General features: G+C 58.7%; 22 protein-coding genes, 2 tRNA genes and 1 pseudogene. 13 read left to right on the plus strand and 12 right to left on the minus strand.

Annotated elements, in window-relative coordinates; genetic code table 11:
• The 8 genes and pseudogenes from G5221_RS05310 to lolB all read right to left on the minus strand — a co-directional run bounded on the left by G5221_RS05310 (position 1) and on the right by lolB (position 7,024).
• A tRNA-Met gene (locus G5221_RS05310) sits at positions 1-77 on the minus strand.
• 234 nt (positions 78-311) lie between these two features.
• Positions 312-1,403 carry a redox-regulated ATPase YchF gene (gene ychF / locus G5221_RS05315; protein ID WP_005353921.1) on the minus strand — a complete coding sequence of 364 codons (1,092 nt, stop codon included), beginning with the start codon at positions 1,401-1,403 and terminating at the stop codon, positions 312-314.
• Between the two features lie 61 nt (positions 1,404-1,464).
• Positions 1,465-2,055 carry an aminoacyl-tRNA hydrolase gene (pth, locus tag G5221_RS05320; RefSeq protein WP_227341136.1) on the minus strand — a complete coding sequence of 197 codons (591 nt, stop codon included), beginning with the start codon at positions 2,053-2,055 and terminating at the stop codon, positions 1,465-1,467.
• Positions 2,056-2,273: 218 nt separating this feature from the next.
• Positions 2,274-4,262 (minus strand): bifunctional metallophosphatase/5'-nucleotidase, encoded by a 1,989-nt coding sequence (locus tag G5221_RS05325; protein ID WP_421262944.1) that lies wholly within the window; start codon positions 4,260-4,262, stop codon positions 2,274-2,276.
• Positions 4,263-4,378: 116 nt separating this feature from the next.
• Complete coding sequence (locus G5221_RS05330) at positions 4,379-5,326, minus strand: ribose-phosphate pyrophosphokinase (protein ID WP_005343846.1); 948 nt, start codon at positions 5,324-5,326, stop codon at positions 4,379-4,381.
• A 195-nt stretch (positions 5,327-5,521) separates the two neighbouring features.
• Positions 5,522-5,596 (minus strand) — tRNA-Gln (locus G5221_RS05335).
• Positions 5,576-6,446 (minus strand): annotated as a pseudogene (ispE, locus tag G5221_RS05340) (4-(cytidine 5'-diphospho)-2-C-methyl-D-erythritol kinase). Before ispE ends, G5221_RS05335 begins: the two are co-directional and overlap by 21 nt.
• The gene (gene lolB / locus G5221_RS05345; RefSeq protein WP_227341133.1) at positions 6,446-7,024 is read right to left on the minus strand and encodes a lipoprotein insertase outer membrane protein LolB; all 579 of its coding nucleotides are present in this window, start codon (positions 7,022-7,024) and stop codon (positions 6,446-6,448) included. Before lolB ends, ispE begins: the two are co-directional and overlap by 1 nt.
• Before the next feature lie 126 nt (positions 7,025-7,150).
• Here lolB and hemA point away from each other — a divergent pair, with 126 nt between their 5' ends.
• The 6 genes from hemA (at position 7,151) to kdsA (ending at position 12,754) form a co-directional block, all read left to right on the plus strand.
• Complete coding sequence (gene hemA / locus G5221_RS05350; protein WP_005362209.1) at positions 7,151-8,410, plus strand: glutamyl-tRNA reductase; 1,260 nt, start codon at positions 7,151-7,153, stop codon at positions 8,408-8,410.
• Between the two features lie 51 nt (positions 8,411-8,461).
• Positions 8,462-9,550 carry a peptide chain release factor 1 gene (gene prfA / locus G5221_RS05355; protein WP_213386574.1) on the plus strand — a complete coding sequence of 363 codons (1,089 nt, stop codon included), beginning with the start codon at positions 8,462-8,464 and terminating at the stop codon, positions 9,548-9,550.
• Positions 9,551-9,611: 61 nt separating this feature from the next.
• Positions 9,612-10,463: a peptide chain release factor N(5)-glutamine methyltransferase gene (gene prmC, locus G5221_RS05360; RefSeq protein ID WP_227341132.1), complete on the plus strand. Its 852-nt coding sequence runs from the start codon at positions 9,612-9,614 to the stop codon at positions 10,461-10,463.
• A gap of 56 nt (positions 10,464-10,519) precedes the next feature.
• A complete protein-coding gene (locus G5221_RS05365) occupies positions 10,520-10,903 on the plus strand; it encodes a SirB2 family protein (protein WP_005334939.1) in 384 nt (127 codons plus the stop codon).
• 12 nt (positions 10,904-10,915) lie between these two features.
• Positions 10,916-11,716, plus strand: coding sequence for a SirB1 family protein (locus G5221_RS05370; RefSeq protein WP_005334938.1), 801 nt, complete (start codon positions 10,916-10,918; stop codon positions 11,714-11,716).
• A 183-nt stretch (positions 11,717-11,899) separates the two neighbouring features.
• Entirely contained in the window at positions 11,900-12,754 is an 855-nt protein-coding gene (kdsA, locus tag G5221_RS05375) for a 3-deoxy-8-phosphooctulonate synthase (RefSeq protein ID WP_216951850.1), read from the plus strand.
• Between the two features lie 144 nt (positions 12,755-12,898).
• On the opposite strand, the gene grcA is transcribed toward kdsA, so the two are convergent.
• A complete protein-coding gene (grcA, locus tag G5221_RS05380; RefSeq protein ID WP_216951849.1) occupies positions 12,899-13,279 on the minus strand; it encodes an autonomous glycyl radical cofactor GrcA in 381 nt (126 codons plus the stop codon).
• A 384-nt stretch (positions 13,280-13,663) separates the two neighbouring features.
• On the opposite strand from grcA, the gene G5221_RS05385 reads away from it, so the two are divergent.
• From G5221_RS05385 to G5221_RS05395, 3 genes are all read left to right on the plus strand, one after another.
• Positions 13,664-14,386 (plus strand): substrate-binding periplasmic protein, encoded by a 723-nt coding sequence (locus G5221_RS05385; protein ID WP_227341131.1) that lies wholly within the window; start codon positions 13,664-13,666, stop codon positions 14,384-14,386.
• A 69-nt stretch (positions 14,387-14,455) separates the two neighbouring features.
• Positions 14,456-15,133, plus strand: a complete 678-nt coding sequence (gene ung, locus G5221_RS05390; protein WP_227341130.1) for a uracil-DNA glycosylase — start codon at positions 14,456-14,458, stop codon at positions 15,131-15,133.
• Between the two features lie 72 nt (positions 15,134-15,205).
• Positions 15,206-15,757, plus strand: coding sequence for a hemerythrin domain-containing protein (locus G5221_RS05395; protein WP_216951846.1), 552 nt, complete (start codon positions 15,206-15,208; stop codon positions 15,755-15,757).
• Between the two features lie 73 nt (positions 15,758-15,830).
• Here the strand turns inward: G5221_RS05395 and G5221_RS05400 are convergent, their stop codons facing one another.
• Entirely contained in the window at positions 15,831-16,805 is a 975-nt protein-coding gene (locus tag G5221_RS05400) for an ABC transporter substrate-binding protein (RefSeq protein WP_227341129.1), read from the minus strand.
• 446 nt (positions 16,806-17,251) lie between these two features.
• Here G5221_RS05400 and nrdD point away from each other — a divergent pair, with 446 nt between their 5' ends.
• From nrdD to G5221_RS05420, 4 genes are all read left to right on the plus strand, one after another.
• Entirely contained in the window at positions 17,252-19,369 is a 2,118-nt protein-coding gene (nrdD, locus tag G5221_RS05405; protein WP_201997898.1) for an anaerobic ribonucleoside-triphosphate reductase, read from the plus strand.
• Between the two features lie 100 nt (positions 19,370-19,469).
• Entirely contained in the window at positions 19,470-19,979 is a 510-nt protein-coding gene (nrdG, locus tag G5221_RS05410) for an anaerobic ribonucleoside-triphosphate reductase-activating protein (protein WP_128815586.1), read from the plus strand.
• A 64-nt stretch (positions 19,980-20,043) separates the two neighbouring features.
• A complete protein-coding gene (locus G5221_RS05415) occupies positions 20,044-20,214 on the plus strand; it encodes a YqaE/Pmp3 family membrane protein (RefSeq protein ID WP_005338440.1) in 171 nt (56 codons plus the stop codon).
• Between the two features lie 176 nt (positions 20,215-20,390).
• Entirely contained in the window at positions 20,391-20,783 is a 393-nt protein-coding gene (locus G5221_RS05420) for a TonB family protein (RefSeq protein WP_005358848.1), read from the plus strand.
• Between the two features lie 56 nt (positions 20,784-20,839).
• Here G5221_RS05420 and G5221_RS05425 read toward each other — a convergent pair whose 3' ends face one another.
• Both G5221_RS05425 and G5221_RS05430 read right to left on the minus strand, forming a co-directional pair.
• Entirely contained in the window at positions 20,840-21,196 is a 357-nt protein-coding gene (locus tag G5221_RS05425; RefSeq protein WP_005338437.1) for an MliC family protein, read from the minus strand.
• Between the two features lie 142 nt (positions 21,197-21,338).
• On the minus strand, positions 21,339-22,103 hold the full coding sequence (locus tag G5221_RS05430; RefSeq protein WP_075115715.1) for a substrate-binding periplasmic protein: 765 nt from the start codon (positions 22,101-22,103) through the stop codon (positions 21,339-21,341).
• Between the last annotated feature and the right edge of the window lie 124 nt (positions 22,104-22,227).

Consider the following 22,227-nt stretch of genomic DNA (forward strand, 5'->3'; position numbering starts at 1 on the left):
TGGTGGCTATGACGGGATTCGAACCTGTGACCCCCGCATTATGAGTGCGATGCTCTAACCAACTGAGCTACATAGCCAACCTTGCTTCCGGTGAGTCGTTACCTCGTCACTGTGCGGGCCGAATTATGCGTATCTGGCTCTGGGGCGTCAACCCTTTTTTTGCCAGAAAAACGCAATTTGAGTGCGTTTGACCAGTTATTGGTCTCTGTTGCGCAAAAGCCCAACAATCTGCTTTTTTTTACGACATTGCCATGATTGCCCGGGCAATGGCAGATAAAAAACAGGCCAGCAAATGCTGGCCTGTCATGGGATTAGACGTTGAACAGGAAATTCATGATATCGCCATCTTTGACGATGTAATCTTTCCCTTCAGCGCGCATCTTGCCCGCTTCCTTGGCGCCTTGCTCACCCTTGTAGTTGATAAAGTCTTCAAAGGCGATGGTTTGGGCGCGAATAAAGCCTTTTTCAAAGTCAGTGTGGATCTTGCCAGCCGCTTGCGGGGCAGTAGCACCGACCGGAATAGTCCAGGCGCGCACCTCTTTCACACCGGCGGTGAAGTAGGTCTGCAGGTTGAGCAGCTGGTAGCCGGAGCGGATCACGCGGTTCAGGCCCGGCTCTTCGATACCAAGGTCAGCCATGAACTCGGCGCGATCTTCGTCGTCCAGTTCGGCGATGTCGGCTTCGATGGCACAGCAGACCACGACCACGACCGCGTTCTCGGCGGCGGCGATTTCACGCACCTTGTCCAGATAGGGGTTGTTCTCGAAGCCATCTTCCGCCACGTTGGCGATATACATGGTTGGTTTCAGGGTCAGGAAGTTGAGGTGGCTCACGGCGGCCAGCTCTTCCTTATCCAGCTTCATGCCGCGGATCATCTGGCCGTTTTCCAGTGCGACCTTGATCTTCTCAAGCACTTCTACTTCAAGCTTGGCATCCTTGTCGCCGCCTTTGGCGCGCTTGGACTGGCGGTGAATGGCGCGCTCGCAGGCGTCCAGATCCGACAGGGCCAGCTCGGTGTTGATCACTTCGATATCGTCAGCAGGGGAGACCTTGCCGGCAACGTGAATGATGTTCTCGTCGTCGAAGCAGCGCACTACGTGGCCGATCGCTTCGGTTTCACGGATGTTGGCCAGGAACTGGTTACCCAGACCTTCACCCTTGGAGGCACCGGCAACCAGACCGGCGATGTCCACAAATTCCATGGTGGTCGGTACAACGCGCTGCGGATTGATGATGGCAGCCAGCTGATCGAGGCGGGGATCCGGCATCGGCACCACACCTGTGTTCGGCTCGATGGTGCAGAACGGGAAGTTGGCGGCTTCGATACCGGCCTTGGTCAGTGCGTTGAACAGGGTGGATTTGCCTACATTGGGCAGGCCCACGATACCGCATTTAAAACCCATGGATTGTTACCTTACTTGATGGATGCTGTGAGGCTCGCCCGTAGGCGGCCCGTGTCATGCTTTATTCGGCTTTGAAGCTGTGCAAGCGATTCATGGCCTTGGTCATATCTTGTTTGAACAGGATATCGGTGGCGCGCAGGGATTCGTCCAGCGCGGCGTCGATCAGGTTCTGTTCACTGCTGGGGGCCCTGGTCAGGACGAAGCCAGCCACCTGCTCTTTGCTGCCGGGATGGCCGATCCCGAGACGCAGCCGGAAGAAGTTATTGTTGTTGCCCATCTTGGCGATGATGTCCTTGAGGCCGTTATGGCCACCATGACCACCACCCTGCTTGAACTTGGCGATGCCCGGCGGCAGATCCAGTTCGTCATGGGCCACCAGCATCGCTTCCGGCTCAATCTGATAAAAACGCGCCAGTGCGGCCACCGCCTTGCCAGAGAGATTCATGTAGGTGTTCGGGATGAGCAGCCGCACATCCTGCCCCTCGACCAGGATGCGGGCAGTATGGCCGAAGAACTTGGGTTCTTCACGCAGGCTAACATTGTGCCAGCGGGCCAGTTGCTCCACATACCAGGCGCCCGCATTGTGGCGGGTCTTAGCATATTCCGGGCCGGGGTTGCCCAGTCCGACGATCAGTTTGATTTCGCTTGTCACGCTTGATGTCTTCACTCGCAGCTGCCGTGGGCACACTACCCAGGGCAATAGGACGCAATATTCTAGCCGCCGAGTGGCGATCACTCAACCAATGCGCATGTTATGGCGGGATTTGCAGCATTATTGCGGCCAATGGGTGGCTAACGGTGGGCAAACGGGCCTCTTGCAAGAGGCCCGTTTCAGCTTACCGATGGATTGTGCCCGGTTGACTACCGTCGTTATTTGGCACGCAGCAAGGTGACGGTCTCTTCATCCAGTGCGGTCAGGGTGGGACGGGCATCGCGCACATACTCCACGAAAGACGCTGCATCGGTGCCACAATCCACGCCGCTGGCCTTGCAATCGAGGGCCTGGTCCGGGGCATAGACGGCGCTCAGCAGTTCGCCGTTTTGTGCCACTTTCAACACCGGGAAGGCGGTCAACTTGCCATTGACGCTGGCGATATCGACCCGCTCGCTCTTCTGACGCTGGGCATTGGCCAGTGCCTGCCAGCCATCGTTGCCGTTGGCGCTGTAGGCGTTCATCACCACCCGATAGCGCTGGCTATCCACCAGATCCTGCCACTCGCCGCTTGCGGTTTTGCGCTGCAATTGGGTCAGAGTGCCCGCCTTGCCTGCGTCGGTCTCCTGGAAGGTGTAACGCAGGTGACCGCCATAGGGGAACTTGCCGGCATGGGCGCTGGCGGGCAGGGTGGCGGTGATGGTCTCGGTCAGCAGGGCGCGTACCTCGGCACCGGTCAGGGTCAGCACCGAGAGCTGGTTCTTGAACGGCAGCAGGGTGAGGGAGCTGTCCCCCTCGCGCCATTCGCCAGCGGGCAGGTCGGCGCGCACGCCGCCCACCGCCACTAGAGCGAAGTCGACCGGGCCGCCGGTCAGGGCTTGCACTGCTGGGGTATTGGCCCAGTAGAACTCCCCTTCGGCAACCAGCGGCGCGACATCTGAGCCGTGGCTGTCGCTGCCGTTGTCGCCGGGGCGACGGGCATTTTGCAGCTGCTCGGGGATGGTGCCGATCACCGGGCCGTAGGCTTTCTCCAGCGCCGGTTTGTAGTGGCTGTCGATGATGCCGCGCAGACGCGGATCTTCATCCACGGTGACCAGATTGGGCTGGCTGTCGACAAACTGGCTTGCCTCTTTGCTGCGGGCATCGTCGAGCGCTTGCTTGCGCGCCGCATCGGCGAAGAAGTCGCGGCTGGCCAGCAGGCTATTGTGGCCCTGGCAGTCGGTCACCTGACCCTGGCTGTCAAAGGTTATCTGTGCCAGACCGATGGCCTGGGCGTAGGAGCCCGCCTGCACCACGCAGGTTTTGCCGATGCCATCCGGATTGGTCACCAGCTTGGCGTAATCGCCGGTCTTGCCCCAGCCGATATTGCGAAAATCGCCGAGCAGGCTGTGGGAGTGGCCGCCGACGATGGCATCGAGGCCGTTTACCTTGGCCGCCAGCGCCAGATCCCGCTCGTTGCCGATGTGGGTCAGCGCCACGATCTGGTGGATCCCCTTGGCTTGCAGCATGTCGACCGTGGCCTGAGCCGAGGCGACCTCCTTGCCAAAGCGCAGCTTGCCGACGTTGGGGGCGATATTGCCCATGTCTTCCAGCACCAGACCGATGACGGCGACCAGCTGTTTGCCTTGCGGCAGGTTGTCGAGATCGGTGACCGGGCTCTTCTGGTTGCCGTCAAAGGCGTAGACCACGAAGGGCTTGAGGTTGTCAGCCTTGCTGAGGGCCGGATCGGCCTTGGTGTCGAGGTTGGCGGCCAGCACCGGGAAGTTGACCCCCTCGATGAAGCGGGCCAGCTTCTGGTTATCCAGATCGAACTCGTGGTTGCCCAGCGCCATGGCATCGAGGCCGAACTGGCTCAGCAACTCGGCGTTGGCCATCCCCTCGTTGAGTTTGAAGTAGCCACTGCCCTGCCAGGCATCACCGCCGTGCAGCAGCAGCAAGGGCTGGTTCTTGGCCAGCGCCTCGGCCTGATAGGCTTTCGCCATGGTCAGCAGGCGCGGGTAACCGCCAAAGCGGGTATAGAGGGTGTCCATCTCCCCCTGCTGGGCAAAGATCTGCCCTTTGATCTCGGCATTGACCGGATCAAACTGGGAGTGGGTGTCGTTCATGTGAGCCAGGGTCAGCACGAAGGGCGGGTTCTCTTTGGCGGGCTGACAGGCGAACAGGGCGGAGGTGAGGGTCGCGAGCAGGAGGGGACGCAAGCAATTCATGGGTAAATCCTTAAGCCTGCTGGGGGCAGGGTCGTACCAGATAGCAGAAAGTTGGAAAGAGAAGGTCCAGAAAGACGAAAACCGCCTGATGGCGGTTTTCGTTATTGCTGAATCTATCAATGCTCAAACATGGCAGAGATGGACTCTTCGTTGCTGATGCGACGAATGGCTTCGGCCAGTACAGTTGACAGAGTCAGCTGCTTGACCTTGCCGACCGCTTTCATCTCCGCAGTGAGCGGGATGGAGTCGGTGATGATCAGTTCATCGATCACGGAGTTCTTGATGTTCTCGACGGCGGAACCGGAGAAGACCGGGTGGGTAGCGTAAGCGAATACACGCTTGGCACCGCGCTCTTTCAGGGCCTCTGCGGCTTTGCACAGGGTGCCGCCGGTGTCGATCATGTCATCAACGATGATGCAGTCGCGGCCGGCAACGTCACCAATCAGGTGCATGACCTGGGAGACGTTCGGGCGGGGACGGCGCTTGTCGATGATGGCGATGTCGGTGTCATCCAGCAGCTTGGCGATGGCGCGGGCACGCACGACGCCACCGATGTCCGGGGAGACAACGACAGGAGACTCGAGGTTTTTGGACTTCATGTCTTCCAGCAGCACCGGGCTACCGAACACGTTGTCTACCGGAACGTCGAAGAAACCTTGAATTTGCTCGGCATGCAGGTCAACGGTCAGCACGCGATCCACACCGACGCTGGAGAGGAAGTCAGCGACAACCTTGGCGGTGATGGGTACACGGGCGGAGCGGACGCGGCGGTCCTGACGGGCATAACCAAAGTAGGGGATAACGGCAGTGATACGGCCAGCTGAAGCACGACGCAGAGCATCCACCATGACGATCAATTCCATCAAATTGTCGTTGGTCGGGGCACAGGTGGATTGAATGATGAAGATATCGCCACCACGTACATTCTCATTGATCTGTACGCTGATCTCGCCGTCGCTAAAGCGACCTACGGCAGCATTGCCGAGTTTGATAAACAGGCGATCTGCGATCTTCTGGGCTAGTTCCGGCGTTGCGTTACCAGCAAACAGCTTCATGTCAGGCACGGTTTGAAACCTCGGGGTTGCATCCAGTATGTGGGGGAGTCTGAAATCAGACCCTATCGTTTTGGGGCAAACGATTTATCAAGATAACGTACAAGGTGTCTGCTGCCCAATGAATGTGATGATACCGGTAACCCGAATCCGTGGCCGAGTGCAAAACCGGCCACGTTAATCATCATCAATACCGTTCGGTAAAATTGGCTGGGGTACTAGGATTCGAACCTAGGAATGGCGAGATCAAAACCCGCTGCCTTACCGCTTGGCGATACCCCAATCATTTGAACTGTTGCAATGTGGAGAAGAGAGGTGATATGTTCTCGCCCTTGGCGACAAACCCATCAAGTCCCTTCGGCACGCAGGCCAACACTTCCCGAGCAGTCACTTCGTCTTCAAATTGAGCAAAGACGCAGGCTCCTGTGCCCGTCATTCTTGACGGCGCGTATTCTAGCAACCAGCCGAGCGCATTGGCAACCTCGGGGTGGCGCTTTTTCACCAGTGATTCGCAATCGTTTTTCCACTCGCCTTCCAGCAGGTTGTCCAGCGACATTTTCGGCGTGGCTCTCGGCAGCTCCGGATCCTGGAATACGGCTGCGGTCGCTACATGGCAATCGGGTTTGAGTACCAGATACCAGGCATCGGGTAGTTCGACCGGTTGCAGCCGCTCGCCCACCCCTTCGGCAAAGGCCGCCTTGCCACGGACAAACACCGGCACATCGGCCCCCAGCTGGACGCCGAGCGCAGCCAGTTCATCTTCACTCAAACCCGCCTGCCAGAGGTGGTTAAGCGCTACCAGCGTGGTCGCTGCATCGGATGAACCGCCGCCAATACCGCCTCCCATGGGCAGCACTTTTTCCAGCCGGATATGGGCACCTTGCGGGCTCGACAGGGTTGCCTGCAGCAGGCGCGCCGCCCGGATAATCAGATTCTGCTCATCCGGCACACCGGGAATGGCCGGGCTCAGGGTGAGAGTGTCGCTATTCGGTATCACCTCGAACTCGAGCCAGTCGCTGTGGTTGAGGAAGATAAACAGGGTCTGCAGCTCGTGATAGCCATCGGGACGACGGCCATTGACGTGTAGAAACAGGTTGAGTTTGGCCGGTGCCGGCCAGCGTGTGGAAGCCATTAACGTGCAAGAGTCCATTGGTTGATCTGAAGCTTGAGGCGGCTGTTCTGGCCGGTCATGGTCAGCTGGTGTGGCAGGCGGTAGCCATCCTGATCCCGATAATCGCCATAGACGATCTGCCACTGGCCGTCGCGCACGCTGGCCAGACTGCTGTCGGGGTTGAGTTCAAACTCCGCCTGACCCGGCAGCCCCTTGATCCACTCTGGCAATCCCGCAACCGGAATATTCCAGCCGGTCAGTTGATAGATGAGCGTTTCGGCATCCTGGCTCTGGTGGCGATTGCCGTCGCTGTCGAGCAGGGTGATCTCTCCCTTGCTGCGGGAGAGCTCCAGAATGCTGGTACCAATCAGGCTGGTGAGGTTGAGGCGATAATCCTCCCCATCCTGCTGCCAGTTGAGACGGGCGCTGCCCTTTTGCTGTGGCGTGATGATGGCCATCTTGCCGGATAGCTGCCAGTGGGTCAGTTGCTCGAGACGGGCCCGCTCCTGGTTCCAGTTCACCTGGTCACGCTGGGGCTGGGTGGTGGCACAACCGGCCAGCAACAGCAGGCAGGTGAGGGTAAAAATACGTAGCAGCAAGAGACGGCTCCAGAGAGAGGAATTTGCCACAGTATACGGGGCGGCCGTATTGCTTTTAAAGACTTACCCTTTCTCGTACAATTGGCAGCCTTTGCACCCAGCGTATGAAATGATCGTCGCCCACTCATGAGTTTGCTTGCCCTCGGAATCAACCACAACACCGCCAGTGTCGCCTTGCGGGAACGGGTCGCATTTGGCCCGGACTGCATCGATCGCGCCTTGCGTGAACTGGTGAGCCAACCCGGTGTCAGCGAGGCGGTGATCGTCTCCACCTGCAACCGGACCGAACTCTATTGCAATCTGGAGGAGGAGCGGCAGGAGCAAGTGCTGCGCTGGCTGCAACAGTTCCACGGGCTGGACGCTGCCGAACTGGTCACTGCCATCTATCAGCATCACGATGAAGAGGCGGTGCGCCACCTGATGCGGGTGGCGTGCGGGCTCGACTCGCTGGTGCTGGGGGAGCCGCAGATCCTGGGGCAGATCAAGCAATCCTACGCCCATGCCCAGCAGGCGGAGTCGGTGAAGGGGGCGCTGGAGCGGCTGTTCCAGAAATCCTTCTCGGTGGCCAAACGGGTGCGCACCGATACCGAGATTGGCGCCAGTGCCGTGTCGGTGGCCTTTGCCGCCGTCAGCCTGGGTCGGCGGATCTTCTCCGATCTCTCCCAGACCAAGGTGCTGCTGGTCGGGGCGGGGGAGACCATTGAACTGGTTGCCCGTCACCTGCGCGAGCAGAACGTCACCAAGATGATGGTGGCCAACCGCACCCTGCAGCGTGCCCAGACCTTGGCGGCCGAATTCGGTGCCCAGGTGATGACGCTCGAAGAGATCCCCGACTATCTGCACGAGGCGGATATTGTCATCAGCTCGACGGCCAGTCCTTTACCCATCATCGGCAAGGGGATGGTGGAGCGCGCGCTGAAGGCCCGCCGCTTCAAGCCGATGTTTCTGGTGGATATTGCCGTGCCGCGCGACATCGAAGCCGAAGTCGATGAGCTCTCCGATGCCTATCTCTACACGGTGGATGATTTGCAGGGGATCATCGAGCAGAACCTCGAAACCCGTAAACGGGCCGCCGCACAGGCGGAAGTGATCGTGCAGGAAGAGCGCGACGAGTTTATGGGCTGGTATCGCGGCCAGAGCTCGGTCGACCTCATTCGCGATTACCGCCATCAGTCCCAGCAAGTGGCTGACGAAGAGTTGCAACGCGCCCTGCTGGCGCTGGCCCAGGGCGAGAGTGCCGAACAGGCGCTCAAGGCGATGGCTCATCGCCTCACCAACAAATTGATCCACGCGCCGACCCAGGCGTTGCGCCAGGCTGCCTCCCAGGGGGATCAGAGCGAGCTCTCCCGCTTGCGGCAGGCGCTGGGGTTGTCACAAGAGCCATAATTTTCGGGCAACCTGCCGGTTGTCCCGTCCTCCATTGAGAATGCAAGAGTTATGAATCCGTCACTGATCAGAAAGCTGGAAGGCCTCATCGAGCGCCACGAAGAAGTACAGGCCATGCTCGGCGAGCCAGACGTGGTCTCGGATCAGGATCGCTACCGCGCCCTGACCCGCGAATATGCCCAGCTGGAAGATATCGTTCACGCCTTCCAGCGTTACCGTCAGGCTCAGGATGATCTGGAGACCACCCAGATGATGCTGGAGGAGGAGGATGCCGACCTGCGCGAGATGGCGCAGGAGGAGCTGCCGCTGGCCAAGGCCAATCTGGAGGCGCTGGAGCAGGAGCTGCAACTGATGTTGCTGCCCAAGGATCCCAAGGATGACAACAACTGCTATCTGGAGATCCGCGCGGGTGCCGGTGGTGACGAAGCGGCCATCTTTGCCGGTGACCTGTTCCGCATGTATTCACGGTTTGCCGAGCGTCAGGGCTGGCGCGTTTCCATCGTCAGCTGCAACGACGGTGAATACGGTGGCTACAAGGAGGTGATCGCGAAGATCGACGGCGAGCGCGTCTATGGCCGCCTCAAGTTTGAATCCGGTGGTCATCGGGTGCAGCGGGTGCCGGAGACCGAATCTCAGGGCCGGGTGCACACCTCCGCCTGTACCGTTGCGGTGCTGCCGGAAGTGCCGGAAGCCGAGCAGATCGAGATCAACCCTTCCGACTTGAAGATCGATACTTTCCGTGCCTCCGGTGCCGGTGGTCAGCACGTCAACAAGACCGACTCGGCCATTCGTATCACTCACCTGCCGACCGGTCTGGTGGTGGAGTGTCAGGACGAGCGTTCCCAGCACAAGAACCGCGCCAAGGCGATGTCAGTGCTCTCTGCCCGTCTGCAAGCGGCCGAGGATGAGCGCCACCGTGCCGCCGAGCAGAGCACCCGCCGCAATCTGGTGGGCTCCGGTGATCGCTCCGAGCGCATTCGTACCTACAACTACCCGCAGGGGCGCCTCTCCGAGCACCGCATCAACCTCACCCTGTATCGCCTCTCCGAAATTTTGGAAGGGGATCTGGACTGCATCATCACCCCGCTGGTGCAGGAGTATCAGGCCGATCAGCTCGCCTCGCTGGCCGAGAACAACTGATGCAAATGGTGATCCGGCAAGCTCGCATTAAGTGTGCTGCCCATAAGGTGGAGTGGCACTGATGCAGATCCAGCAGGCCCGCGCCCATATCATGGCTGTGCTGGCAGAGGGGGAATCCCCCCGCGCCGACGCCGATGTGCTGCTCTGCCATCTGCTCGATTGCCGCCGCAGCTATCTGATGACCTGGCCAGAGCGCGAGCTGGATGCTGCCCAGCAGGCCACCCTGCAGGAGTGGCTGACCCGACGTCTCAATGGCGAACCCATCGCCCATCTGGTGGGAGAGCGGGAGTTCTGGTCGCTGCCCCTCAAGGTAAGTCCGGCGACCCTGATCCCGCGCCCCGATACCGAGGTGCTGGTCGAGCAGGCGTTGACCAAAATCCCGCAAGGGCCGTGCGCCGTGCTGGATCTGGGCACCGGCACCGGCGCCATCGCGCTGGCGCTCAAGTCCGAGCGACCCGAGGTCGATGTATGGGCGGTGGATCGGATGGCGGATGCCGCGGCGCTGGCCCGCGAGAACAGCGTCGCGCTGGGATTGCCCATCGAGGTGCGCGATGGCAGCTGGTTCGAGCCGCTGGGCGAGCCGGATTGCGACAAGACGCCACGATTTGCGGTGATTGTCTCCAATCCCCCCTATATTGATGGCGCCGATCCCCATCTCGAGCAGGGTGACGTGCGCTTTGAACCCCGCTCGGCGCTGGTTGCCGATGACGCCGGGTTGGCCGATATCCGCCACATCGTGGCCCATGCCCCCGCTTATCTGCTGACCGATGGCTGGTTGCTGCTGGAACATGGCTGGGATCAGGGGGAGGCGGTGCGTCAGTTGCTGCGCGATGGCGGCTACCGCGAGGTAGCCACGGTGCGCGATTACGGGGATAACGACAGGGTGACGCTGGGCCTCTGCCCGCTGCGCTGACGGCCCCTTACTGTTACACGGCGGGTCGCCTGTGCGCCGCCATACAAGGATTTAATATGGTTTTTGTGCTCAAGCACCTGCACCTCACCCTGATAGCCGGGGCCGTGCTGATGTTTATGCTCCGCTTCTACTGGGTGCAGACCGCCACTGGCCGTGCCTACAGCGCGCCGGTGATGAAGGTCAGCGGCTGGCTCAACGGACTGGTGGTGCTCTCCGGCGTATTGCTTTGCATGGTGCTGGATCTCAACCCGCTCAATAACGGAACGCCCTGGCTCAGCGAGAAGCTGATGGCCATTCTGGTGCTGGTATTTCTGGCGGCGATGGCGCTGCGGCTGGCCAAAAGCAATCTGGTGCGCTGGTGCTCCTTTCTGGGGGCGCTCGGCTGGATCTACTTTATTGCCAAGTTGGCAGTGCTCAAACAGACGAGTGTGTTCGGCTAAGGCATGAAGAGAATGTTACACATAGACGAATGGACCGATTTCGAAGCCCACGACATCACCGAGCTGGCGTTGTCAGTCAGTGACGAAATTTATGGCTCGGTCGAGGAGGGGATGCGCGAGTTGAACCTGCTGGACGAGTGGCTGGACGAGCAGATCGAAGAGGGCACCTGCGACGAGGTGCGCCAGCAGTTGCTGCAGGGCTTCTACCACAGCCTCGGTTTTCATGGCGACTGGCAGGATTATTTCTCTGCCAACAACTGCGATCTCAATCAGGTGCTGGTTCAGCGCAAGGGGATCCCGGTCAGCCTCGGCATTCTCATTATCCAGCTGGGGCGCAAGCTCGGGCTCGATGTGGAGGGGATCTGCTTCCCCGGCCACTTCCTGGTGAGCTTTGCCGGTGGCGAGGGGGAGGTCTATGTCGACCCCTTTACCGGCGACGAGCTGAGTCTGGCCCGCATCGAGCTGCTGCTGCGCGGTGCGTTGGGGGACTTGGCGACCCTCACTCCCGACTACCTGCAGCCCTCCGGCCAGTGGGAGATCATCGAACGGCTGCTCAACGTCAGCAAGGGGGCCCTGCTGCGGGAAGATCGCATGCCCGAGGCGCTGCGTTGCAGCGAGCTGTTGCTGCGGATGAAGCCCGGCGATCCGCTGGAGACGCGGGATCGCGGCTTTATCTACGAGCAGCTCGATTGCCCGCGCCAGGCCGCCGACGATTTTGAATATTTTATTGAACAATGCCCGGACGATCCGGTCGCCGATGTGCTGAAAGTACAGCTGGCCGCGCTGGATCTGAGCCCCAAGCCCCTCCATTAAGGGCGGCTTGAAACTGAAACAGAAGAATATCAAGGCCGCTGCGTCCGGTCGCAACGGAGTAACTAGGCTTCAGGCCCTTTTATTAAGGATGTCTTGGAGTTGAAACAGAAGAATATCAAGGCCGCAGCGCTCGGCTGCAACGGAGTAACTTGGCTTCAGGCCCCTTCATTAAGGAAGTCTTAGATGGAACAGAAGAATATCAAGATCAACCAGATCGACGTTGCCAACGACAAACCGTTCGTGCTGTTTGGTGGCATGAACGTGTTGGAATCCCGCGACATGGCGATGGCGGTGTGCGAGAAGTACGTGGAAGTGACAAGCAAGCTGGGCATCCCGTTTGTCTTCAAGGCGAGCTGGGACAAGGCCAACCGCTCCTCCATCCACTCCTACCGCGGTCCGGGTCTGGAAGAGGGTATGAAGATTTTCCAGGAGCTGAAAGCGACCTTCGGCATGCCGGTCATCTCCGATCTGCACGAACCCCATCAGGCCAAGCCGGTCGCCGAGGTGGTGGACGTTATCCAGCTGCCCGCCTTCCTGGCGCGCCAGACTGATCTGGTGGAAGCCATGGCCCGCACCGGCAACGTCATCAACATCAAGAAGCCGCAGTTCCTCAGCCCAAGCCAGATGAAGAACATCACCGACAAGTTTGAGGAGTGCGGCAACGATCAGCTGATCCTGTGCGAGCGCGGTGCCAACTTCGGCTACGACAACCTGGTGGTGGACATGCTGGGTCTGGGCGTGATGAAGAAGAGCACCGGTGGCTATCCGGTGATCTTCGACGTGACCCACTCCCTGCAGTGCCGTGATCCGCTGGGTGCCGCCTCCGGTGGCCGTCGCGAGCAAGTGACCGAGCTGGCGCGCGCCGGCATGGCGGTCGGTCTGGCCGGTCTCTTTATCGAATCACACCCGGATCCGAAAATTGCCCGCTGTGATGGCCCGAGCGCCCTGCCGCTCGACAAGCTGGAAGGCTTCCTCAAACAGATGAAGGCCATCGATGACCTGATCAAGGGTTTTGAGCCCCTGGATACCTCTGCTTGATGGGACAAGCACTTATCACAAGGCCTCGCAATGCGAGGCCTTGTTTTTTACGCTTGCCCAGTGAAAGCACGTATAAAAAAACGGCCGACAGGCCGTTTTTTGTGCTGATACAGCAAGTATCAGCGGTTCACTGCAGGACGCTGATTACAGGCTCTGGGTGAAAGTACGGGTAACCACGTCACGCTGCTGTTCCGGGGTCAGGGCGTTGAAACGCACTGCGTAGCCAGATACGCGGATGGTCAGCTGCGGGTACTTCTCCGGATTCGCGATAGCATCTTCCAGGGTTTCGCGACGCAGCACGTTGACGTTCAGGTGCTGACCACCTTCAACAGCCGGTTCGGCCTGAACAGGCAGTTCGCGGTATTCGAACTGACCCAGATCAGAGAGTGCGACTTCCTGATCGGCAGCAAAGGCATCGCCTTTGACACAGATGCAGCGAGCCTGTTGCTTCTCTTCGTCCAGCAGCCAGAAAGAGTTCAGCAGGGCGGTGTTGGCAGCCTGGGTGATTTGAATGCCTTTGATCATGGTATGACTCCTCAATGGGAACGCGAATCCAACTGTAAGGAAATTACCCTGATGTATTTAAGCTACCGTTAATTGCGGTGGCTTAAAGGGCCCTTGCCTTACACCTTTGCTTTGATGGGGTCATATATACCATGTTGGTAATATTACTAAAATTGATCTAGATCAATAAAAATCAATAAAGTGCCATTTAAATGGGATTAAATTCTTGAGTTTAATCAAAAATAGGTCATTTTTATGATTTTGTAAGATATCAAAATTATGCATCTTTTACCTTTTTAATCTAGTAATTTAACTACATCTTTTTCGGCTTTTCTGTGGTGGATTGAGGAGTTGGCTACACTCAGCAGAAAGCAAGGAGAGTGTCGGGTGAATATCAGGTGGCGAATGTGGGGATGGTTGGCCCTGTTCTGTTGCTGGGCAATCACAGCTGTGGTCCGGGCCGAAACAGTACGCATAGCGGTGGGCGAATGGCCGCCTTATATCAGTGAGTCGCTGCCCAATCAGGGGTTTCTCTGTCAGGTGGTACGTGAGGCCTTTGCCGAGCAGGGGGTCGATGTCAGCTTTCATTTCTACCCCTGGTCTGAGGCATACAGCCTGACTCTTGAAGGGCGTTATATGATTACCATGCCCTGGTTTCGCTCTCGCGAGCGCGAGCAGCACTTCTATCTCTCTGCATCGCTGGGCAAATTTACGACCCGTCTGCTTGCACTTAATGGTTCGCCATTGGTCAGTTTGGGTGAGCTGAAAAACGAGCCTGTCGGGGTTACCCGTGGCTATTTTTATGGTGAAGGGTTTGCAGCAAGACAATCCGAGCTGTCTCTTGAGTGGTCCGACTCCGATGAGGAGAGCATGGAGAAACTGCTCACCGGACGCATTCGTTATCTGGTCATGGATGAACAGGTGGCACAGGTTCTGTTTCAGCAGGTTCTCTCTCGTCATCCCCAAGCGGCAGCATTGAGTGGTGCCCTCGATCCCATCTGGTCCCAGCCGGGCTATCTGCTGATGCGCAAGGCCGATCCCGATGCCCGCCGCTTGATGTTGCTGTTTAACGCCGGTCTGCACAAACTGGAGCGCTCCGGCCGGCTCGCCAGGCTCTGGAAAGTGTGAGTCACGGTTGCGTCTTGCGGGCTGCCCCCCTATCCTGACTCCTTCGCCGTATCAAGTGAGGAGGCCGGGGTGCTGACCTGGAGTGATGTGATTGGCTCTGAAAAAGAGCAGGACTATTTCAAGTGTACGCTGGCGACCGTCAGGGCAGAGCGGGAAGCGGGCAAGGTGATCTACCCCCCCCCGGCCGATGTGTTCAATGCTTTCAAACTGACCGAACTGGATCAGGTCAAGGTGGTGATCCTGGGGCAGGATCCCTACCATGGCCCGAATCAGGCACATGGTCTCTGCTTCTCCGTCCTGCCCGGGGTGCGTACTCCCCCCTCACTGGTCAACATCTATAAGGAGATGCAGCGGGATCTGCCTGGTTTCGTCACACCCAATCACGGTTTTCTGGAGTCCTGGGCCAGACAGGGGGTTCTGCTGCTCAACACAGTGCTGACAGTGCAGGCCGGTCAGGCACACTCTCATGCCCATCTGGGGTGGGAAACCTTCACCGATCGGGTCATCGAGCAGATCAATGCCAGTTGTAACGGGGTGGTATTTCTGTTGTGGGGCTCCCATGCCCAGAAGAAAGGGCGTTTTATCGACCGGCAGCGCCACCACGTGTTGACGGCACCCCATCCCAGCCCCCTTTCAGCCCACCGTGGTTTTATCGGCTGCGGCCACTTTTCCGAGACCAACCGCCTGCTGGAATTGCAGGGTAAAAGCCCGATCGAATGGCAATCTGTCTGCCAACCACTTGATTGAGTGCAAAGTTCGGGCGACAAATGACCGTATACTCAGGAAAGTAACATTTTATTTCAGCGCCAAGGAGTGCCCATGTTATCGAGTTTGCACAAGGATCACCTCAATATCGCCCGACTGCTGGATCTGCTGAAGCAGAAGCTAGCCGCCATTCGTGCCGAGCAACCCATCAGCTATTTTCTGGTGCGCGATGTCATCGATTATCTGCGGGAGGTTTCTGACAAGTATCACCACCCCAAGGAAGATCTTGTCTATGACTACTACCTGAAATACCGGGTGGTGGAGGGGGATGTCGCGAACCGCTTGCATGAGGAGCATCTCAAGTTGCTGGAGGCGGGGACCGAGCTCAAGGAGATGGTGGAGATGATCCTGATGGATGCGGTGATCCCGCTCGATCAGTTCACCGCCAAGCTGGAGCGCTTCGTGGAGCTGCAAGAGGCACACATGAACTACGAAGAAGGGGTGATCTTCCCCCATCTGCGTGACTCCCTGACCGAGGATGACTGGCGTCATCTGGAGCAAAACTGGCAGAACCGAGCTATCGGTGATCCTCTGTTTGGTGCCGAGATCAGCCAGCACTTCCAGGCGCTTGCCAAGCGCCTCTCCCTGCCTTTTGCTGCCAGCTGACGCACGCGGCTTTCGGTCATCAGTCATCTGACTGTGCAGGTGTTACCCGGCCAATGTGCCGGGTTACTTATTGTTACTCACGCCACATGATTTTGTTGTGCCATTTGTCGGGCACAGTGAGCTGCCAGCGGGCCAGCTCGCTCTTGCTGAAGACATATTCGCCGCGCAGGGCCGCTCGCGGGGAGATAGTACGGGGCAGGGTGCCCGCCAGTATGGTGTTGATAAGGGACGCTGCCTGCAACCCCTGATCGTGGCCGTCCAGTACCAGCCCGCCGATGGCCATCCCCTTGCCGACGGCAAACTCCCAGAAACAGAAGAGAGGAACCGGTGTGTTGGCGCTGGTCCACTCCAGCACCGTCTGTTCGCTCACATGCTTGCCATTATCGTCGACCAGCGTGTGGTAGAGGCCGAGGAAGATTGCCTGATAGGCATTCTTCTTGGCGTTGAGCACCGCCTCCTGCCAGAGGCTGTAATCCCCCATCAGCTGGCTGTTGACCCGGGTCTGGCCGACTCGCAATTCGGTCTGGGTCTTGAATTCATCCTCGATAGCGGTGAGGGCCACATTGCTGGAATCAAACAGTACCAGCGCCTTGTCAAGCCCTCCCATCATCTGGCTTATTTCGCTGATGTTGCGCTTGAGCAGGGGGCGTTCCAGCACCCCGGTGATCTTGGGGTGGCCGACAAAGCCCTTGAGGCGCGGATTCTCGTTCATGCCGAGAAATACCACCGGGGTGCCCAGCGAGGCGATCTCGTTGGCCAGATAGTTGATGGCGTTGTCATCCCCCAGTACTACCAGATCCGGTTTGCTCTTCAGATAAAAGGCGATGGCTTGCTGGGCGATCTCGTCGAACTTCTCCCGTGGATGGCGTTTGGTGTCCATATAGAAGTGGGTGATCTTGTGCTCCCCCTGCAAGCCATCTAGCAGCCCTTTGTTGTAGCTTTGCTCCCACAGGTATTCGGGATGGTAGCTGCTGATCACCAGAATGTTGGCGGCCCAGAGCGGCAGTGAGAGGGTTGATAGCAGTAGCAACAGCAGGGAGGTGCGCATGGGTTATCCCTTGTCGAGGGGGAGAGAGTTCTTGTTCAGTATGGGCGGTTTTGGTTGACGCTGTCATCTCGAAACCTGTGCGGTGGGAGGCGATTTTTTTTCGGGTTGATGGATCAGACTCCAGCCCGCACTCTGCTTGAGGTTGGATTTGAATGGGGCTCTTTTTTGGTTGGTCGTGAACTGTCCCGCTCGCTGAAAAACCTGTTCTGGATCAAGAAATGAGGATGCGCTTTGGTGCCTAATAGACACCACATATAGGGACGCATTCGTTTTTAATCCCTATATGTTGTGTTATTAAGCTGTGTATAAGCTGTTCCCCTCCTATCTTCAGCCCAGGCTTGTCAAGCCTCGGCTGAATTTATTTGCGTCCAGGACGAGATGCCGGGAGGGGGGCCCAACAAGGGTGAGCCAGAGGCAAATGCCTGGCCTTTTAACGGGGAAAATCCATGAAACCGGTTGTGATCAAACGTGACGGATGTCGCGCACCATTCAATGCCCAGCTGATTGCAGAGGCGGTCAGCCGTGCGGCGGAAGCGGTCAATCAGGCCAATCCGGCACTCGCCTCCCGCATTGCCAATGCCGTGAGTCAGGAGCTGGAAGGGCGTGGTGAAGTTGATATCCACGAGATCCAGAACCGGGTCGAAAACCACCTGATGGCTTCCGACGACAAGGCCATCGCCCGTGCCTATATCGAATATCGTCACGACAGAGATCAGGCTCGCGAGGCGCGCGGCCGTCTGGCGCAGGAGATCCGCGGTCTGGTTGAGCAGACCAATGCCGCCCTGCTCAACGAGAATGCCAACAAAGACTCCAAGGTGATCCCGACCCAGCGCGACCTGCTGGCCGGTATCGTCGCCAAGCACTATGCCACCAGCCACATGCTGCCCCGTGATGTGGTTCAGGCTCATGAGAGCGGTGATCTGCACTTCCACGATCTCGATTACTCACCTTTCTTCCCGATGTTCAACTGCATGTTGATCGATCTGAAAGGGATGCTGACTCACGGCTTCAAGATGGGCAATGCGGAGATCGATACTCCGAAATCCATCAGCACCGCCACGGCGGTGACCGCCCAGATCATCGCCCAGGTGGCGAGCCACATCTATGGCGGCACCACCATCAACCGCATCGACGAAGTGCTGGCCCCCTATGTGACCATCAGCTGGCAGAAACACCGTGAAGTGGCTGAAGAGTGGGGCATTGCCGATGTGGAAGCCTACGCCATGGCTCGCACCGAGAAAGAGTGCTACGACGCCTTCCAGTCGCTGGAGTACGAGGTCAACACCCTGCACACCGCCAACGGTCAGACCCCGTTCGTCACCTTCGGCTTTGGTCTGGGGGACAGCTGGGAGTCGCGGATGATCCAGCGCGCCATCCTCAGGAACCGCATCGCTGGCCTTGGCAAGAACAAGAAGACCGCCGTGTTCCCGAAACTGGTGTTCGCCATCAAGGATGGCCTCAACCACAAGCAGGGCGATCCCAACTACGACATCAAGCAGCTGGCGCTGGAGTGTGCCTCCAAGCGGATGTATCCGGACATCCTCAACTACGACCAGGTGGTCAAGGTGACCGGCTCCTTCAAGACTCCCATGGGTTGCCGATCCTTCCTCGGCGCCTACGAGGAGAATGGCGAGCTGATCCACGAAGGTCGCAACAACCTGGGTGTGGTGAGCCTCAACCTGCCGCGCATTGCGCTGAAATCCCGTGACGAAGCGGACTTCTGGGATCGTCTCGATGCCTCCCTGCGGGTCGCCAAGAAGGCGCTGATGTACCGCATCACCCGTCTGGACGGGGTGAAAGCACGGGTTGCACCGATCCTCTATATGGAAGGGGCTTGCGGCGTGCGCCTCAAGGCGGACGACAACGTCAGCGAGATCTTCAAGAACGGCCGCGCCTCCATTTCCCTCGGTTATATCGGGGTTCACGAGACCATCAACGCCCTGTTTGGTGACAAGGTGCACCTGTTTGACAGCGCCGAGCTGCAACAGAAAGCCATCGCTATCATCGCCCGTCTCAGGGCGGCCATCGATGAGTGGAAAGAGGAGACTGGCTACGGCTTCAGCCTCTACTCCACCCCGAGCGAGAACCTCTGCACCCGTTTCTGCCGCATCGATGCCAAGGAGTTTGGCGTGGTATCCGGCGTGACCGACAAGGGTTACTACACCAACAGCTTCCACCTTGATGTGGAGAAGCAGGTCAACCCGTACGACAAGCTGGACTTCGAGGCGCCCTATCCGCCCATCGCCAGCGGTGGCTTCATCTGCTACGGCGAGTACCCCAACATCCAGCACAATCTGGAAGCGCTGGAGAACGTCTGGGACTACAGCTATGACAAGGTGCCCTACTACGGTACCAACACTCCCATCGACGAGTGCTACGACTGCGGCTTCACCGGTGAGTTCGAATGTACCTCCAAGGGCTTTACTTGCCCGCGCTGCGGCAACCACGACCCGGCCAAGGTGTCGGTGACCCGCCGTGTCTGCGGCTACCTCGGCAGCCCGGATGCGCGCCCCTTCAATGCGGGCAAGCAGGAAGAGGTGAAGCGCCGCGTCAAACATATGTAAGCGCACAGGCGATGAAGAGCTGGCCCCTGACTCAAGGGGCCATTTTCATTGGAGGGCGGCAACCATGCCGCCTTCCCGTGAACGAGGCAGGAAACAAGCGATGCACTACCACCAATACTACCCGGTCGATGTGATTAATGGCCCCGGCACCCGTGCCACCCTGTTTGTCTCCGGTTGCGAGCACCAGTGCCCGGGTTGCTACAACCAGAGCACCTGGCGGCTCGATGGCGGCAAGCCGTTCGATGAGGCGATGAGCGATCGCGTCATTAGCGACCTCAACGACAGCCGCATCAAACGGCGAGGTCTGTCGCTCTCCGGCGGCGATCCGCTCCACCCGGCCAACGTGCCCCACGTGCTGGCGCTGGTGAAACGGGTGCGCGCCGAGTGTCCGGGCAAGGATATCTGGTGCTGGACCGGCTATCTGCTCGGCGAGCTGTCAGAGGCCCAGCGTGAGCTGGTTGCCTTGCTGGATGTGCTGGTGGATGGCAAGTTTGAAAAGGCGTTGGCGGATCCCGGTTTGCTCTGGCGTGGCAGCAGCAATCAGCAGATCCACAATCTCAATGCCTGGCGTGATGCGGGTGAGCGAATTCCCTGTCTGGTTTGCAGTTGAAGTCCGGGATGTTTATGGTTAGCCCATTCCAATCCTGACGACATTTTTGAAAAGGAGAGCCGAGATGAACAATCTGCTCAAGATCCTGCTGGCCATTTTCCTACCCCCTGTGTGCGCTTTTATCCAGGTGGGCTTTAGCCTGCACTTTCTAATCAACATAGTGCTGACCCTGATGGGCGGTCTGCCGGGTATGGTCCATGCGCTCTGGCTGGTGGTGAGTGACAAGCGCGGCTGATGCCAGCGGCTGGTTAGTGAGCTCATTGACGATAAAAGGGCCAACCTCTCGGGGTTGGTCCTTTTGTTCATGTTCATACGAATACTTTTTCGTTAGGATGGGTGACTGACCAAGCGGGCCGCGTTGAGCGTCCTGCAGTCCGGCAACAAGCACCGGCAAAGAACAAGGAGCGTTACATGAAGTGGAAAGTCGCAGTATGGTCAGGTCTGGCAGTGACACTGTTGCTGGGGTGCTCATCCCGTCAGGAGGTGGCGCACGAGCGCGCTCCGATCGCTATCCCTCTCGAGCAGTTGTCCAGCTACTGGGTTCAGGAGAAGCAGTGGTCATGGCTTGGTAATGACGAGCCAGCCCTGCCAGCCAAACCGGTCAAGGGGTATGTGGAAGTTCGCTATCAAATCGACGCCAGCGGCACGCCGGTCAAGCCGGAAGTGGTGGCGGCCGAGCCCCCCGGCGAACTGGAACAGAGCGCGCTGGCGACCCTCTCGCGGATCCGCTACAGCCCGGCAGAGGGCAACCCGGATGCCATTCCGGTCGAGGTGACCAACCGCTTCGAGATCGAGATCAACTGATCCCCCACCACTCTGATGCCAGAGAAAGAGAGACCCCGGCCAGGCCGGGGTCACGTTTATTGCTGTTTGCAGTCGTTGTAGGCGGTCTGCCACTCGCCATCCTGATCCCGAAGCTCGACAAAGCCCTCATCCCCCTTGTTCCACCAGACGGCCTCATGTTCGTCCGTATAGCGGGCGCCGGAGGCCGAAATGGCCTGGGGCAGGGTGTAATCCTTGCCGTCCGGCAGTGACAGCTTGATAAAGTTGAGGCTCTCGTCGGAGAGGGAGAAGTAGCGCACCTGCACCTTCTTGCCCTGCTCGCACTGATAACTGACCGGTTCGCCACCAGTGACTGAGAGGGTATTGCCCTGATTGCAGCCAGCGAGCAGGCCGAGGGCCAGCGCACCAGCGGCCATCATATGTACCTTATTCATGATTACAGCTCCATTGGTGTCATACGGGCGTGAGCCTAACAGGTTGCCGTTATTGTGCAATCCGCACGGCCATTCGGTGCGTCGCTGGCTGTCCGGCATACCGCGCGAGTATGAGGGGGGCGCAATCAGGAAGGTATCGCCATCAGTAGAGGCCAAGTCTGGTTTCAAACTGGCGGATCAGCGTCTCATAGATGCCGTTGTTTTTGATCTTCTGCAGCCCCTGCTCGAACTGTTTGGCGAGCGCTTCCCCTTGCGGGTGGTGGCGGGAGAAGGCGAGCCAGAAGCCATCGGTGGAGAGTTTGCCAACCTTGACCACCTTGCCGGTCAGCTGCTTCTGCTGGATCTTGAGATAGCCCGGCATGCCGTTCATCAGGATGTAGTCGACCCGGCCGCGTACCAGCATCTCGAGGATCTGGGCATCGGATTTGGCCTGAAAGCGGGTGATCCTGGGGTTCTCCATAAAATCGGTGGGGTAGGTGTAGCCGAGGGTGATGCCCACCCGCTTGCCTTCCAGCGAGGTGAGCTTGAGATCCCGTTGCGGGTCGCTGGCAAGGGCGAAGATGGCAAGATCCTCCTCGAACATGGGGGTATCGTGCCAATGGTACTGGTAGCGGTTCTCTTCGGTGATGGTGGCGTTGAAGCACCCCGCAAGTTTGCCGCTTTTCGCATCGTGCATGCAGCGGGCGAAGGGGAGGGTGCGAAAGACAATCTCGATCCCTTCGGCGGCGAACACCGCCTTGACCAGCTCAGGCGCCAGTCCGTGGGGCTGGTCATCCTCATTGTCCTTGTCGCGCTCGCAGTAGGGGGCCCAGTCATCTTCGGCACCAATGACAAGCGGTGTGGCCCCGAGTGGGCTGGTAGCCAACAGCATCAGACAAACCAGCCATTTTTTTAACAACGCGACCATAGGTACACCTCATCGACAGCAGCCTTACAAGCATAGCCGTACTTCTGCGCTGAGCTGTGGTGGTGGGGGGATGACAAGGGAGGCACACGAGGGAGAGAAAAAACGCCCCGGCAGGCGACGGGGC

The sequence above is a fragment of the Aeromonas sp. 602200 genome (assembly GCF_049173895.1).
Taxonomy (GTDB): Bacteria; Pseudomonadota; Gammaproteobacteria; order Enterobacterales; family Aeromonadaceae; genus Aeromonas; species Aeromonas veronii_A.

Bases quoted from the DNA above. Each gene is read 5' to 3' on its own strand.
- G5221_RS05400 (WP_227341129.1), bottom strand. From the start codon at position 16,805: ATGCGCACCTCCCTGCTGTTGCTACTGCTATCAACCCTCTCACTGCCG.
- G5221_RS05370 (WP_005334938.1), top strand. From the start codon at position 10,916: ATGTTACACATAGACGAATGGACCGATTTCGAAGCCCACGACATCACC.
- G5221_RS05395 (WP_216951846.1), top strand. From the start codon at position 15,206: ATGTTATCGAGTTTGCACAAGGATCACCTCAATATCGCCCGACTGCTG.
- prfA (WP_213386574.1), top strand. From the start codon at position 8,462: ATGAATCCGTCACTGATCAGAAAGCTGGAAGGCCTCATCGAGCGCCAC.
- hemA (WP_005362209.1), top strand. From the start codon at position 7,151: ATGAGTTTGCTTGCCCTCGGAATCAACCACAACACCGCCAGTGTCGCC.
- G5221_RS05420 (WP_005358848.1), top strand. From the start codon at position 20,391: ATGAAGTGGAAAGTCGCAGTATGGTCAGGTCTGGCAGTGACACTGTTG.
- G5221_RS05415 (WP_005338440.1), top strand. From the start codon at position 20,044: ATGAACAATCTGCTCAAGATCCTGCTGGCCATTTTCCTACCCCCTGTG.
- kdsA (WP_216951850.1), top strand. From the start codon at position 11,900: ATGGAACAGAAGAATATCAAGATCAACCAGATCGACGTTGCCAACGAC.
- G5221_RS05425 (WP_005338437.1), bottom strand. From the start codon at position 21,196: ATGAATAAGGTACATATGATGGCCGCTGGTGCGCTGGCCCTCGGCCTG.
- G5221_RS05365 (WP_005334939.1), top strand. From the start codon at position 10,520: ATGGTTTTTGTGCTCAAGCACCTGCACCTCACCCTGATAGCCGGGGCC.
- grcA (WP_216951849.1), bottom strand. From the start codon at position 13,279: ATGATCAAAGGCATTCAAATCACCCAGGCTGCCAACACCGCCCTGCTG.
- nrdD (WP_201997898.1), top strand. From the start codon at position 17,252: ATGAAACCGGTTGTGATCAAACGTGACGGATGTCGCGCACCATTCAAT.
- G5221_RS05430 (WP_075115715.1), bottom strand. From the start codon at position 22,103: ATGGTCGCGTTGTTAAAAAAATGGCTGGTTTGTCTGATGCTGTTGGCT.
- G5221_RS05385 (WP_227341131.1), top strand. From the start codon at position 13,664: ATGTGGGGATGGTTGGCCCTGTTCTGTTGCTGGGCAATCACAGCTGTG.
- ychF (WP_005353921.1), bottom strand. From the start codon at position 1,403: ATGGGTTTTAAATGCGGTATCGTGGGCCTGCCCAATGTAGGCAAATCC.
- G5221_RS05325 (WP_421262944.1), bottom strand. From the start codon at position 4,262: ATGAATTGCTTGCGTCCCCTCCTGCTCGCGACCCTCACCTCCGCCCTG.
- prmC (WP_227341132.1), top strand. From the start codon at position 9,612: ATGCAGATCCAGCAGGCCCGCGCCCATATCATGGCTGTGCTGGCAGAG.
- nrdG (WP_128815586.1), top strand. From the start codon at position 19,470: ATGCACTACCACCAATACTACCCGGTCGATGTGATTAATGGCCCCGGC.